The sequence below is a fragment of the Teichococcus wenyumeiae genome, assembly GCF_003696345.1.
Lineage (GTDB): Bacteria > Pseudomonadota > Alphaproteobacteria > Acetobacterales > Acetobacteraceae > Pseudoroseomonas > Pseudoroseomonas wenyumeiae.
Genome location: NZ_RFLX01000001.1, coordinates 97,806 through 111,035 on the forward strand (window position 1 = coordinate 97,806; position 13,230 = coordinate 111,035).

The 13,230-nt window shown below is 70.4% G+C and carries 13 protein-coding genes and 1 other RNA gene; 5 read left to right on the forward strand and 9 right to left on the reverse strand.

All coding sequences use genetic code 11. The features are described 5' to 3' along the window. Window positions 1-64: 64 nt before the first annotated feature. The 4 genes from recR to ffs all read right to left on the reverse strand — a co-directional run bounded on the left by recR (window position 65) and on the right by ffs (window position 3,124). The gene (gene recR, locus EBE87_RS00450; protein ID WP_120639681.1) at window positions 65-682 is read right to left on the reverse strand and encodes a recombination mediator RecR; all 618 of its coding nucleotides are present in this window, start codon (window positions 680-682) and stop codon (window positions 65-67) included. A gap of 7 nt (window positions 683-689) precedes the next feature. Continuing rightward, window positions 690-1,031 (reverse strand): YbaB/EbfC family nucleoid-associated protein, encoded by a 342-nt coding sequence (locus tag EBE87_RS00455; RefSeq protein WP_120639682.1) that lies wholly within the window; start codon window positions 1,029-1,031, stop codon window positions 690-692. A gap of 18 nt (window positions 1,032-1,049) precedes the next feature. Further along, window positions 1,050-2,927 carry a DNA polymerase III subunit gamma/tau gene (locus EBE87_RS00460; RefSeq protein WP_120639683.1) on the reverse strand — a complete coding sequence of 626 codons (1,878 nt, stop codon included), beginning with the start codon at window positions 2,925-2,927 and terminating at the stop codon, window positions 1,050-1,052. Window positions 2,928-3,026: 99 nt separating this feature from the next. After that, window positions 3,027-3,124, reverse strand: an RNA gene (ffs, locus tag EBE87_RS00465) — signal recognition particle sRNA small type. A gap of 114 nt (window positions 3,125-3,238) precedes the next feature. Here ffs and nudC point away from each other — a divergent pair. Next, on the forward strand, window positions 3,239-4,159 hold the full coding sequence (gene nudC / locus EBE87_RS00470) for an NAD(+) diphosphatase (protein ID WP_120639684.1): 921 nt from the start codon (window positions 3,239-3,241) through the stop codon (window positions 4,157-4,159). Next, window positions 4,156-4,452 carry a phosphoribosylamine--glycine ligase gene (locus EBE87_RS00475; RefSeq protein ID WP_120639685.1) on the forward strand — a complete coding sequence of 99 codons (297 nt, stop codon included), beginning with the start codon at window positions 4,156-4,158 and terminating at the stop codon, window positions 4,450-4,452. Before nudC ends, EBE87_RS00475 begins: the two co-directional genes overlap by 4 nt. A 193-nt stretch (window positions 4,453-4,645) precedes the next feature. Here EBE87_RS00475 and EBE87_RS00480 read toward each other — a convergent pair whose 3' ends face one another. The 4 genes from EBE87_RS00480 to EBE87_RS00495 form a co-directional block, all read right to left on the reverse strand. Further along, a complete protein-coding gene (locus EBE87_RS00480; protein WP_120639686.1) occupies window positions 4,646-5,458 on the reverse strand; it encodes an EcsC family protein in 813 nt (270 codons plus the stop codon). Between the two features lie 17 nt (window positions 5,459-5,475). Further along, complete coding sequence (gene hslU, locus EBE87_RS00485) at window positions 5,476-6,798, reverse strand: ATP-dependent protease ATPase subunit HslU (protein ID WP_120639687.1); 1,323 nt, start codon at window positions 6,796-6,798, stop codon at window positions 5,476-5,478. A gap of 3 nt (window positions 6,799-6,801) precedes the next feature. Further along, on the reverse strand, window positions 6,802-7,362 hold the full coding sequence (hslV, locus tag EBE87_RS00490) for an ATP-dependent protease subunit HslV (protein ID WP_120639690.1): 561 nt from the start codon (window positions 7,360-7,362) through the stop codon (window positions 6,802-6,804). 322 nt (window positions 7,363-7,684) lie between these two features. Continuing rightward, the gene (locus EBE87_RS00495; protein WP_120639688.1) at window positions 7,685-9,286 is read right to left on the reverse strand and encodes a bifunctional metallophosphatase/5'-nucleotidase; all 1,602 of its coding nucleotides are present in this window, start codon (window positions 9,284-9,286) and stop codon (window positions 7,685-7,687) included. 169 nt (window positions 9,287-9,455) lie between these two features. Here EBE87_RS00495 and EBE87_RS00500 point away from each other — a divergent pair, with 169 nt between their 5' ends. From EBE87_RS00500 to EBE87_RS00510, 3 genes are read left to right on the forward strand one after another with little or no spacing between them, the layout of a single operon-like run. Then, window positions 9,456-10,367 carry a sulfite exporter TauE/SafE family protein gene (locus tag EBE87_RS00500; protein ID WP_120639689.1) on the forward strand — a complete coding sequence of 304 codons (912 nt, stop codon included), beginning with the start codon at window positions 9,456-9,458 and terminating at the stop codon, window positions 10,365-10,367. 11 nt (window positions 10,368-10,378) lie between these two features. Then, entirely contained in the window at window positions 10,379-11,281 is a 903-nt protein-coding gene (locus tag EBE87_RS00505; protein WP_147465018.1) for a TIGR02186 family protein, read from the forward strand. Then, on the forward strand, window positions 11,281-11,763 hold the full coding sequence (locus tag EBE87_RS00510; RefSeq protein WP_120640886.1) for a universal stress protein: 483 nt from the start codon (window positions 11,281-11,283) through the stop codon (window positions 11,761-11,763). Before EBE87_RS00505 ends, EBE87_RS00510 begins: the two co-directional genes overlap by 1 nt. 25 nt (window positions 11,764-11,788) lie before the next feature. Here the strand turns inward: EBE87_RS00510 and EBE87_RS00515 are convergent, their stop codons facing one another. After that, window positions 11,789-13,099 carry an OmpA family protein gene (locus EBE87_RS00515; RefSeq protein ID WP_233553466.1) on the reverse strand — a complete coding sequence of 437 codons (1,311 nt, stop codon included), beginning with the start codon at window positions 13,097-13,099 and terminating at the stop codon, window positions 11,789-11,791. Window positions 13,100-13,230 lie beyond the last annotated feature (131 nt).

The following is a 13,230-nucleotide window of genomic DNA, read 5'->3' on the forward strand; positions in this document are numbered from 1 at the left end:
GGGAAACCGGAAACGCCGGGGAGAGCTTCTCCCCGGCGTTTTTCATTGCGGGGCGGCGCCGGCTTCAGGCCGGGCGGCGGGCCTTCAGCGCGGCGGCCAGCGTGCCGTCGTCCATCACGTCCAGCGCCCCGCCCATGGGCACGCCCTGGGCCAGGCGGGTGACGCTGGCGCCGGTGGGGCGCAGGCGGTCATGCAGGTAATGCGCGGTGGTGGCGCCATCCACGGTGGCGGGCAGCGCCAGGATCACCTCCCGCACATGCCCGTCCGAGACACGGGCCAGCAGCGGGTCCACCCGCAGGTCCTCCGGCCCGACGCCGGAGAGCGCGGACAGCACGCCCCCCAGCACATGATACAGGCCGCGATGCACCCGCGCGCGTTCCAGCGCCCAGAGGTCCGCCACGCCCTCCACCACGCAAAGCACTTCCTGGTCCCGGTTGGGATCGGTGCAGATGCGGCAGGGGTCGACGGTGTCGAGGTTGCCGCAGAGGCGGCAGGGACGCACGGCCTCGGCGGTGGAGCGCATGGCATCGGCCAGCGGCAGCATCAGCCCAGCGGGGTCGCGCAGCAGGCGCAGCGCCGCCCGGCGGGCGCTGCGGCGCCCCATGCCGGGCAGTTTCGCGAGAAGGGCAATCAGCCGCTCCACCTGATCGGTGGCGTTGTTCCCCTGATCAGGTGGGATCATGCGCGGCTCAGAACGGCAGCTTGAAGCCGCCGAGGCCGCCGCCCATGCCGGGGATATTGATGCCGGCGGTGGCCTTCTGCATTTCCTCGGCCATCATCGCCTCCACCTTCGCCCGCGCATCGGCATGGGCGGCGACGATCAGGTCCTCCAGCACTTCCTTTTCCTCGGGGTCCACCAGGGAGGGGTCCACCGTCAGCTTCTTCATGTCGCCCTTGCCGGAGAGGGTGACCTTCACCATCCCGCCGCCAGCGGCGCCCTCCACCAGGGTCGCCTCCAGCTTGGCCTGCATTTCCTGCATCTTGGCCTGCATCTGCTGGGCCTGCTTCATCATGCCGGCGAGGTTCTTCATGGGATCTCCGGAAAAAATTTAGAGGTCGTCGAGGTCGACGGATTCGGCCTCAGGCGGCGCGAAGTCAGGCCCCATATCGTCCGGCATCTCGGGCAAATCCAGGGCCGGAAGGCCGTAATCGTCCAGGCTTTCGTCGCGCACCTGCTCCACCTTCGCACCCGGGAAGGCCAGCAGAATGGCCTGCACCATGGGATGGGACTGCGCCACCACCAGCCGCTCGCCCGCCGCGTGGCGGCTCTGCTCGGCGAGCGTCGGCTCGCCCTCGGCATTGGTCAGGGAGATGGTCCAGCGGGTGCCGGTGGCCTCGGCCAGGAAGGCGGAAAGCTGGCCGGCGAGATCGCGCGGCGCTTCCGGGCGCGGGCGCAGTTCCAGCCGGCCAGGGGCGAAGCTGACCAGATGCACGCTGTGCAGCAGATGCGCATGCAGCATGGGCATGCGGCCGGAGGCGAGCGCCACCACCTCGCGGAAGGCGCGCGGCTGCGGCAGGGGGGCGGGCGCCTCCTCAGCCACCATCACCGGCGCGCCATTGGCCACGGCGCGGGCACCGCCGCTGCCGCCCTGCGGGGCAGCGGGTGCCGGCATCTGCGGCAGGCTGCCGCCTTCGGTCAGGCGGCGCACCAGGTCGCCGGGGGTGGGCATCTCGGCCAGATGCGCCAGGCGGATCAGCACCATCTCGGCCGCCGCGCGACGGTCCGGCGCCTCAGCCACCTCGGTGATGCCCTTCAGCAGCACCTGCCAGGCGCGGCCCAGCACGGGGATGGAGAGCTTCTCGGCCAGCGCCACGCCGCGCACCCGCTCGGCTTCCGGCATGGCCGGGTCCTGCCGCAGCGCGGGCACGGCGCGCAGCCGTGTCAGGGTATGGGTCAGTTCCAGCAGGTCGGCCAGGATGACGCCGGGGTCGGCGCCGCGCTCATGCCCATGGTCCATGGTGGCCAGCACGGCGGCGATATCGCCCCGGAAGCAGCCTTCCAGCAGGTCCAGCAGCAGGCCACGGTCGGCGAGGCCCAGCATGTCCCGCACCATGGTGGCCTGGATGCCGCCCTCGGCCCCCGCCGCCTGGGCCATGGCCTGGTCCAGCAGCGAAAGCCCGTCGCGCACCGAGCCATCAGCGGCGCGGGCAATCATGGCGACCGCCTCTTCCTCCGCCGTCACGCGTTCCAGGCCGCAGATGCGGGTGAAGTGCTCGCGCAACTGCTCCTGCGGCACGCGGCGCAGGTCAAAACGCTGGCAGCGGGACAGGATGGTGGCCGGGACCTTGCGGATCTCGGTGGTCGCGAACAGGAACTTCACCTGCGGTGGCGGCTCTTCCAGCGTCTTCAGCAGCGCGTTGAAGGCTGCCGTGGAGAGCATGTGCACTTCGTCGAGGATATAGACCTTGAAGCGCGCCTGGGCCGGACGGTAGCGCACGGCCTCCCGCAGCTCGCGGATATTGTCCACGCCGTTGTTGGAGGCGGCGTCCAGCTCCAGCACATCCGGGTGCCGGTCGGCCAAAATGGCCTGGCATTCCGGGCAGACGCCGCAGGGATCGGCTGTGGGGCCGCCCTGGCCATCCGGCCCGATGCAATTCAGGGCACGGGCGATGATGCGCGCCGTGGTGGTCTTGCCTACCCCGCGCACGCCGGTGAGCATGAAGGCATGCGCCACGCGGTTCTGCGCGAAGGCATTCCGCAGCGTCCGCACCAGCGCTTCCTGGCCGATCAGGTCGGCGAAGGTCTGCGGCCGGTATTTGCGCGCCAGCACCCGGTAAGGGGTATTCGGCGTCTCGGCGGCCACCGGCGCGGCGGGCGCTTCGCCGAACAGCCCAGGCCCTTCGGGCACCGGCGGCGCATCGCCGAACAGGCCAGGGCCATCCGGGGGCGGCGGGGCGTCGTCGTCAGGCAGGGTGTCGCTGGGCATGGGCGCGCGGCAGGGTCCGGGGTCAGGCCGCACCGGGCCAGGGAAGTGGCGCGGTCGTGCCGTGGCGGGCGGCCAGAGCGGCGGCCAGGAGAATGGAAGGTGGAAGGCCGATGGATCGACCCAGGCGAGAACTCGTTACGGCTGCTTCCTTCCGGACCTGACCGGGTTGGCGAGACGCCCGTCCGCCACCAACCTTCCAAGGACACGATATCATGCCACCCCCCGGGCAAAGCAAGGGGGGCCGGGCAGAAGGGCTGCTCAACCCCCAGGCGGTTGCCCGACCGCCGCCCGCGTGGCAGGGTCGCGCCCGCATGTTGTCAGTCCCCGCAAGCCGACCCAACGTCTATACCGGCAGCCCCATCGATCGCGTCTCCGGCCAAAGGGATGACGAGGATTTCGTGGCGGCCGCCCTCGCCTCCCCCGAAGCCCTGTTCATCCCGGTCTGGCGCAACCAGAGCCTGATGAAGGGCGTGGCCGAAGGCGCCCCCGAAGCCGTGCTGCTGAGCGCCGAGGCCGTGCAGGCCGTGCGCATGGCCGGCGGCCCCTGGGCGCTGCTGGGCCTCTGGGAAGGCCGCCCCGTCTTCGCCGTGGATTGCTCCTCGGCCGAGGACCCGCTGCCGCTGCTGCCGGAAGGCTTCGGCAGCTTTTCCGAGATCCGCGGCGTCGCCGGGCTGCTGCCGGCGGGCGAGGCCTCGATGCTCGCCCATGCCCGCGGGCTGCTGCACTGGCGCAACCGTCACCGCTTCTGCGGCGTCTGCGGCGGCGAATGCGCGCCGCGCTCCGCCGGCAATGCCATGGCCTGCACCCAGTGCGGCACCCAGCACTTCCCGCGCACCGACCCGGCCGTGATCATGCTGGTGGTGCGGGGCGACAAGGCGCTGCTGGGCCATTCCACCCGCTTTCCCAATACCACCATGTATTCGACGCTGGCCGGCTTCGTGGAACCGGGCGAAAGCTTGGAGGAAGCCGTGCGGCGCGAGGTGCTGGAGGAAACCGGCGTCCATGTCGGCCGCGCCTGGTACCATTCCTCCCAGCCCTGGCCCTTTCCCGCCAGCATCATGCTCGGCTTCCATGCCGAGGGCCTGTCGGACGACATCACCATCGACCCCGACGAATTGCGCGATGCCCGCTGGTTCAGCCGCGAGGAGCTGCGGAACCCCAGCGGCTTCAGCCTGCCCCGTCCCGACTCGATCGCCCGCCGGCTGATCGAGGATTGGCTGGAGGCCCCATGATGACCCCGACTCGCCTCCTGCCGCTGCTGGCCCTTCTGGCCGCCTGCGCCACCCGCCCGCCGCCGATCGAGAACGTGGTGCCCGATACCCCGGTCCAGGCCGCCTGCCGGGCCGAATCCAGGAACGACCCGGCGGTGAAGGCTGTGCTGGAACAGTTGAACCCGGGCAACTGGGCCAATGAACAGCGCGTCAACCACGAGGCCCGCGTGGCCGAGCTGCGCGCCTATCGCGAATGCATGCGCCGCAACGGCGCGCCCCTGCCTGGGGGCGTGGAGGCCGTTCGGCCGCTGTGAAGCAAGGCCGGGGGAATGAATTCCCCCAGGCCCCCTTCTTTTTTCTTTTCCAGTTTTGCGGTGCGCCTGTGGCGCCCCCTCTTCACGACGGGATGCGCCCGAAGGCTCACCCGCCGCTGCTCGCCTGAGCCCGAACCCCAGCTCGAAGAAAAAAGATGGGGGTCCGGGGGAATTCATTCCCCCGGCCTTTTATTCACGCCGGCTCGGCGCGCAGTTCCACCACCGGCACCTGGGGCCGCGCCCGGTCCCAGGCCACCCGCACGGCGGCGGCGCCGTATTCACGCTCCAGCCGGCGCACGGTGAAATGCGCGCGGCCCAGGGTGCGGAAGTGTTCCAGGAAGGCCAGGTTCACCGCCGCGCCGGCGGCCGCGCCCATGACCGGTGCCGCCTGGGCACCCAGCTTCAGCATCAGAGGCCCGGTGAAACGCGCCGCCACCGCGCCGATGAAGCCCGGCAGCAGCGAGGCGCCCATGGTGGGCAGGAACTGCGCCAGGGCGAGGCGCGTGGCGAAATAGCCCGTCTCCGTCGCGTCGTCCGAGGCCTTGGGGCCGCCGAGGGCGAAGACCTTCAGGCATTCGGCGCCGGTTTCCAGTTGCGTCGGGTCCTCGCCCGCCGCCGCGGCCTCGGCGGCGATCTGCCGCAGCAACAGGGTGGTGGAGACCGGCAGTTCCACCAGCGTGCCTGGCAGGCCGAAGGCGCCGCCCACGGCGCCGCTGGCGGCGGCCATGCCCCGGTGCATCCAGGCGGAGGAGATGCCCGGCGGTGTCCAGCCGGGGGCGCTGCGGGTGGCGGCGGTCAGCGCCTGGGAGAGCGCGTGCCGCACCGCCTTGTCCACCATGCCCTGGGCAAAGGAGGGGAGGCGCTTGCGCAGCGCCTCCACCGGCGTTCCGGCCATGCCCGCGAGGCGGGAGGCCAGCGAGCTGTCCTCCAGAACCCGGCGCGCCGCGTCCAGTTCCGCCTGCGCTTCAGGAGGGATGGGGAGCAGTGCGGGCAGGTTCTCGGTCATGGCTCTTGGTGTCCCCGTTACAGGATGAAGCGGCTGAGGTCGGCGCTGGCGGCCAGCGGCGCCACCCTCTCCCGCACGTAACCCGCATCCACGGTCAGGTTTTCGCCGCGCTTGTCGGAGGCGTTGAAGGAAATCTCCTCCAGCAGCTTCTCCAGCACCGTGGAGAGGCGGCGGGCGCCGATATTCTCCACCCGCGCGTTGATGTCGGCCGCGAGGTCCGCCACCGCGTCGATGGCATCATCCGTCAGGTCGAGCGTCACGCCCTCGGTGCTCAGCAGCGCCACGTATTGCTTGGCAAGGCTGTGCTCCGGCTCCGTCAGGATGCGGCGGAAGTCGTCGCGTGACAGCGCGGAGAGTTCCACGCGGATCGGCAGGCGGCCCTGCAGCTCCGGCATCAGGTCGGCGGGCTTGGCGATGTGGAAGGCGCCCGAGGCGATGAAGAGGATGTGGTCCGTCTTCACCGGCCCATGCTTGGTGGTGACGGTGGTGCCCTCGATCAGCGGCAGCAGGTCGCGCTGCACGCCTTCACGTGAAACATCGCCGCCACGGAAGCCGTTCTCGCTGCGGGCGCAGACCTTGTCGATCTCGTCCACGAAGACGATGCCGTTGTTCTCGGCATTGGCGATGGCCTCGCGGGTCAGCTTGTCGTTGTCGAGCAGCCGGTCGGCCTCGTCGCGGATCAGGGCCTGGCGCGCCTCGGCCACGTGCATCTTGCGCGGGCGGGAAGGCTTGCCGAACATCTTGCCCATCATCTCCTGGATGTTGTGCATCTGCCCCGGCGGCATGCCCGGCATGTCCATCATGCCGATGGGCGTGGCACCCGACTGCTCGGCCACCTGCACCTCGACTTCCTTGTCCTCCAGCTGGCCCTCGCGCAGCATGCGGCGGAACTTCATGCGGGTCTCGCCCGAAGCCCCCTCGCCCACCAGCGCGGTCACCAGCCGCTCCTCGGCCGCGAGTTCAGCCTTGGCCTGGACTTCCTTGCGCGCGGCTTCCCGCGTGCGGGTGATGGAGACCTCCACCAGGTCGCGGATGATGCTTTCCACGTCGCGACCGACATAGCCGACCTCGGTGAACTTGGTGGCCTCCACCTTCATGAAGGGGGCATCGGCCAGCTTGGCCAGGCGGCGGGCGATCTCGGTCTTGCCGCAGCCGGTCGGGCCGATCATCAGGATGTTCTTGGGCACCACCTCGTCGCGCATGCCGTCCGGCAGCTGCTGCCGGCGCCAGCGGTTGCGCAGCGCGATGGCGACCGCGCGCTTGGCGTCCTGCTGGCCGACAATGAAGCGGTCGAGCTCGGAGACGATCTCGCGCGGAGACAGGTTCACGGTTTCAGACATGGTTCAGAGCGTCTCCAGCACGGTGCGCCCATTGGTGTAGACGCAGATATCGGCCGCGATCTTCATGGACTTGCGCGCGACATCCTCGGCCGAGAGGCCGTCGATATCGATCAGCGCCCGCGCCGCCGCCAGGGCGTAGTTGCCGCCGGAGCCGATGCCGATGATCTGGTCCTCCGGCTCCAGCACGTCGCCATTGCCGGTGATCAGCAGGGAGCGGTCCTTGTCCGCCACCGCCAGCAGGGCCTCCAGCCGCCGCAGGTAGCGGTCGGTGCGCCAGTCCTTGGCCAGCTCCACCGCCGCCCTTTCGAGCTGGTCGGGGAAGCGTTCCAGCTTCGCCTCCAGCCGCTCCAGCAGCGTGAAGGCATCGGCGGTGGCGCCGGCGAAGCCGGTCAGCACCTTGCCGCCCGCGATGGTGCGCACCTTGCGGGCATTGTTCTTGACCACGGTCTGGCCCATCGAGACCTGGCCGTCGCCGGCCATGGCCACCTGGCCGTTCTTGCGGACACAGAGAATGGTCGTGCCATGCCACCCGAGGGGGTCATGGGGATTCGTCGTCGTATTCATGACCGCCGAGATGGCGTCGGCGACGCTGCGGAACAAGATCACCCTTGGGTTGAGCCTGGCTGGAGGGGCGCCGCCCCTCAGGCCTCTCCGCCGGGGTGGAAAGTCCACCCCCGGTCCCGCTGCCGGTTTTTGGCGGGCTGAAAGGCCGCAGCGCGGCGCTGGCTCCCTGGAGCGAAGCCGGCATGACCTGAAGCCATCGTCGCTGGCGGCCCGGGACCTCCGGCGAAACCGCCATATCACCCATGCAAAACTGATGGCGGGGTCCGGGGTGACCCTGTCACCCCGGCGGGGGTCCAGGGGGCGGCGCCCCCTGGCCTTCGCTTCAGGAGGAGCGCGCCACCCGCCCATCCGGCGCCCAGGAGCCGTTCGGGTGGGTTTCCATGTACTTCACCAGCGTGTCTTCCAGCGCCGGCCCGGCGTCATAGGCTTCCAGCGCGTCCTTCTGGAAGGAGACATAGCCGTCGCCGCCGCGCCGCATGAAGTTGTTGGTGACGACGCGGTAGGCGCGGTCCGGGTCCAGCGGCACGAAGCGGCCGTCCAGGCGCACCTGCACGTCGCGCACGCGCTGCCCGGCGGGGGCGGCGGCGTCGAAGGTGAAGCGCAGGCCCGCCACCTGCGGGAAGCGGCCGGCATTCTCGCCCACCTTGGACAGGCCGTTCTCCAGCGCCTCCCGCAGCGCGCCGCCGCGGATGGTCAGGCTGGCCAGGGTGTTGGAGAACGGCAGCACCGTCAGCACGTCGCCCCAGGTGACGGTACCGGCGGGCAGGCCGGCGCGCAGCCCGCCGCCATTGGTGACGGCGACCTCGGCCGTGGGCTCGGCCGCCAGCATGGCCTCGGCCATCAGGTTGCCGATGGCGCATTCGCCCTCGCGGCAGCCTTGCAGGCTCAGCGCCTCGGCCAGGGTGCCGACGGGGCGGCGGCGCCAGCTTTCCAGCGGCGCCGCGTATTCGGCGACGATGGCGGCCACCCTTTCGTCCGGCGCGATGTCGGGCGTGATCTCGCGCATCTCGCCACCATGGGCGGCGACGCGGCCCTGGTCCGTCAGGTCCAGGTCCAGCCGGCCGAGGTAGCGGCCGTAGCAGGCGGCCTGGACGATGCGCACGGCGCGGTCGGGGCTGTCCACCAGCGTCGGGTGCGGGCTTTCGGCCCCGGCCAGGCCATTGGCCAGCAGCGTGTGGCTATGGGCGCCGACGATGACGTCGATGCCTGGCACGGCGGCGGCCAGCTTCTGGTCCTCGGCGAAGCCGAGATGGGAGAGGACGATGATCGTAGTCGGACGCTCGGCGCGCAGGGCGGCGATGTTGCGCTCCACCGCCTCGGCCGCCGAGTTGAACTTCACCGTGGGGCCGGGGGAGGAAAGCTGCGGCGTCGTCTCGGTGGTGACGCCGATGATGCCGATGCGGGCGCCGCCGCGTTCCATCACCGTAAAGGGCTTCACCAGCCCGGTCAGCAGCGGCTCGCCGCTGAAATCCAGGTTGGCGGAAAGGAGCGGGAAGGCCAGTGACTTCGCATAATCGGCCAGCACGGCGGGGCCGTTGTCGAATTCGTGGTTGCCGATCGTCATGGCCTCGGTGCCGATGACGCGCTGCACGGCCGATTCGGCGCGGCCCTTGTGCGCCGTGTAGAAGAGCGAGCCCATGAACTGGTCACCGCCATCCAGCTGCAGCACGGCGCGGCCGTCCGCGGCGGCTTCCCGCCGGCGCATGGCCATCGCGCCCGCCAGGCGGGCGCTGCCGCCCAGGCAGGGCTTGTCGATGCGGCAGGAGGCGCTGCCGGCGTCCGTGCCCTCATGCTTCGAATGGAAATCGTTCATGTGCAGCAGCGCCAGCCGGGCCACCGGGTCGGCGGCGGCGCGCCGCAGCGCGGGCATGGCCAGCGGCAGGGCGAGGCTGGCGGAAAGCAAGGCGCGGCGGGACAGGGTCATGGTGTGTTTTTCCACAACGGTGCGGCGAAAAGCGCCCGGATGGCACCGGCACCCCATGCTTTAGCCTAACGCTTGCCGTATTTCGATTGTCCCTTGCGGCATAGCCTGAATGCCGCGGGCGGGTTCCAACCCCGTTCCTTCTTCTGTCCCGAACGCTGACTGGAATACGATGCAGGTCTACCTGCCCATCGCCGAAATGTCGGTGGATGCCTTCCTCCTGCTGGGCATCGGATTTGGCGTGGGCTGGCTTTCCGGCATGTTCGGCGTGGGCGGCGGCTTCCTGCTGACGCCGCTGCTGATCCTGATCGGCATCCCCGCGCCCGTCGCCGTCGCCTCGGGCGCCAACCAGACGGTCGGCGCCTCGGTCTCCGGCCTCATCGCGCAATGGCGGCGGGGCAATGTGGACCTGCGGATGGGCGGCGTGCTGCTGGTGGGCGGCTTCGCCGGCTCCTTCCTCGGCGTGCAGGTCTTCGCCTGGCTGCGGCGGCAGGGGCAGGTGGATCTGGCGGTCGCCATCTTCTACGTGGTGGTGCTGGGCAGCGTCGGCGCTCTGATGGTGCGCGAAAGCGTGCGCGCCATCCTGCACCGGCGCAAAGGCAAGGTTGGGCGCCGGCTGCATGCGCATTTCTGGATGCATGGCCTGCCCTTCAAGATGCGCTTCCGCAAGTCGCGCCTCTACATCTCGGTCATCCCGCCGGTGCTGGTGGGCTTCGGCATCGGCATCCTTTCCGCCATCATGGGCGTGGGCGGCGGCTTCATGCTGGTGCCGGCCATGATCTACCTGCTGGGCATGCCGACCTCGGTGGTGATCGGCACCTCGCTGTTCCAGGTGGTCTTCGTGGCCGCCAACGTGACGCTGCTGCAGGCCGTCACCACCGGCAGCGTCGATATCGTGCTGACGCTGCTGCTGCTGATCGGCGGCGTGGCGGGCGCGCAGTTCGGCGCCGCCATGGGCACCCGGCTGCGGGGCGAGGAAACCCGCGCCCTGCTGGGCGCCATGGTGCTGGCGGTGGCCGGCAGCCTGCTCTGGGGCCTGCTGAGAACGCCGGAGAGCCTCTACGTCATCGGGCCGCTGCCGTGACGCGCGGGGGCATGGCCGCGGCCCTGGCGCTGCTGCTGCTCCTGCCGGGCGCCCTCCAGGCACAGGTGCCGCTGCCCCAGGCGCCCACCATCCCCCTGCCCGGCAGCGGGCCGCTGCTGCCGCCGCCGCCGGTGCCGCCCGCCGTGCTGCCGCCTGCCTTACTACCCGCCGCCCCGGCGCTGGACGCGCCGCCGGCCGACCCCACCACCCGCATGGCCCGCCCCGCCCTGGTGGCGGAGCTGTCGCAGCAGACCGTGGACATCACCACCGGCTTCACCGGCACGCAGCTGCTGGTCTTCGGCGCCACCGACCGGCTGCTGGGCCCGCAGCCCGACGGCACCCCGGGCGACGACGTGCTGGTGATCGCGCAGAATGCGCCGGAGCCGATGATCGTGCGGCGCAAGATCGAGGTGCTGGGCTTCTGGATCAACGGCCCCTCCGCCCGCTTCCGCAGCGTGCCGGGCTTCTATGTCGTCACCGGCACCCGGCCGCTGCGCGACATGCTGCCGGATATCGAGCGCAGCACCAAGCATCTGGGGCTGGACAAGCTGCCGCTGGCCTCCACCGGCGTGCAGGACCCCGGCTACCGCGAGGCGCTGCTGCAGCTGAAGCAGAATGCCGGGCAATGGCGGGAACAGGAGACGCCGATGCATATCGCCGGCTCGCGCCTCTTCCGCGCCCGGCTGGACCTGCCGGCCACGGTGCAGACCGGGGACTACCAGGTGCAGGTGCTGCTGGTGCGCCAGGGCCGCGTGCTGGCGCGGCAGGAACTGGGCTTCCGGGTGGAGCGGGTCGGTGCCGCCGCGCAGATCGCGGAAGTCGCGGAGCAGCAGCCGCTGGTGTATGGCATGTTCTGCGTGCTGCTGGCCGCCTTCGCGGGCTGGATGGGCAGCGTCTTGTTCCGGAGGAGCTGATGGCCGAGGCCGAGCGGCGCGACCGCGTCTTCCTGGTGGTGGTGGACGACAGCCCGGAGCGGCAGATCGCCCTCCGCTATGCCTGCCTGCGGGTGCGCCACAGCGGCGGCCGCGTGGCGCTGCTGCGGGTGGTGGAACCGGCCGAGATGACCGAATGGGCCGGTGTCGGCGCCATGCTGGAGGAAGAGCGGCGGGAGGATGCGGAGAAGCTGCTGTCCGGCCTCGCCGCCGAGGTGCAGGAAATCACCGGCGGCCTGCCCATCCTGCTGATCCGCGAGGGCGACCCGCGCGACGAACTGCTGGCGCTGCTGGAGGAGGACCCGCGCATCTCGATCCTGGTGCTGGCCGCCGCCGCCGCCGGCACCGGGCCGGGGCCGCTGATCCAGGCCCTGGTGGGCCGCCATGGCGCCCGGATGCGGGTGCCCATGACCATCGTGCCCGGCGGGTTGAGCGAGCAGGACATGCAGCGGGTGACCATCTGAGGCCACCCGCTGCCGCCGTCCCGCCTTAGCGCAGGACGATTTCTACGCGGCGGTTCTGCGGCTCACGCACGCCATCGGCCGTGGCGACCAGCGGACGGCTCTCGCCGAAGGCCTGCACGGTGATGGCGGAGCGCTGGATGCCCTGGCGGGTCAGCTCGGCGGCGACGGCGTCGGCGCGGCGCTGCGACAGGCGCTGGTTGTACTGCGGCGAGCCCGCGCGGTCGGCATGGCCGGCCACTTCGATGCGGGTGGTCTGCACGCGGTTGGCGTTCTGGGCGGCCTCGGTGATGATCTGGCGGGCGCGGTCCGTCAGGTCAGCACGGTCGAAGTCGAAGAACACCAGGTAGGTGCGGGCCGGCACCGGCGCGGCGGCCGGGGCCGGGGCATCCGTCATGACCGCCGGGGCCGGGCGCGGCGTGTTGAAGGCGTAGCGGACGCCGAGCATGATGGAGTGGTTGTAGTTATCGAACTCGGTGTTGCGGCTGTAGAGCGTGGTGGGCGCCCCGTTGTTGATCCGCGCGGTGGCCGTTGTGCGCAGCTTCACGCCCTCGGTGGCCATGAAGCGGTATTCCAGCGTGGCCGCGAGGCCCGGCACCCAGCGGATGGGGAAGGCGAGGCCGGCGATGCCCTGGTAGGCCAGGCTGCCGTTGACGTCGTCGCTCCTGATCTGGGCCGAGGCGGTGGAATTCGTCACGCTGTTCAGCTCGTTATTCAGCGTGTTGCGCAGGTTCTGCACAAACTCCGCCCGCACATCGGCCGGAGTCTCCGGCGGCAGGCTGGCGGTGAGCTGGTTGACCAGCTGGTTGGTCAGGCCGTTCGTCAGCCCGCCGGTCACGCCGCTGGCGGGCCCGACATTGATGGAGCCGCGGACATTGTCATGGTCACGCCAGACATAGCCGATGCCGCCGCCGACATAGGGCATCACGGCGCTGGAGGGGATGCCGATGCTGCTCAGGTCGAAGTCGTAGAAGACATTCGCCATGACGCCGTAGTTGTAGACGCTGCCGCCGTTGCGCAGCAGGCGGTAGCCGGCCAGCGTCACCGTATCCGAGTCGTTCGAGCGGTAGCTGCCCTCAACCTCGAGCCGCAGGCCGTTGCCGAAGCCCCAGCCGATGCTGGCCACGCCGCCCCAGCCCAGGTTCGAGTCGAAGGACACTTCGCGCGACAGGCCGTTCTGCTGCAGCAGGCGGCCAGCCTGGCCGCCGAGCTGGCCGGAGCTGCGCTGCAGGTAATTCCCGCCCGCGCCGCCCGCGATGTAGAGGCCGTCGATCGGCTGCGCGCTGGCCAGGGCCGGCAGCAGGGCGATACCCATCGAGAGGGTAAAGAGAAGACGCATGGGGAACCTTTCGTTGAACGCTATCGCCGCCTCGGTGGGGCACGACTCCACCGGGATCTAAACTGTAGCGTTACATTTTATGCAATCGTCTGTTACCGAATTTTCGCGTGGTAACGATGCTGTGCACACGC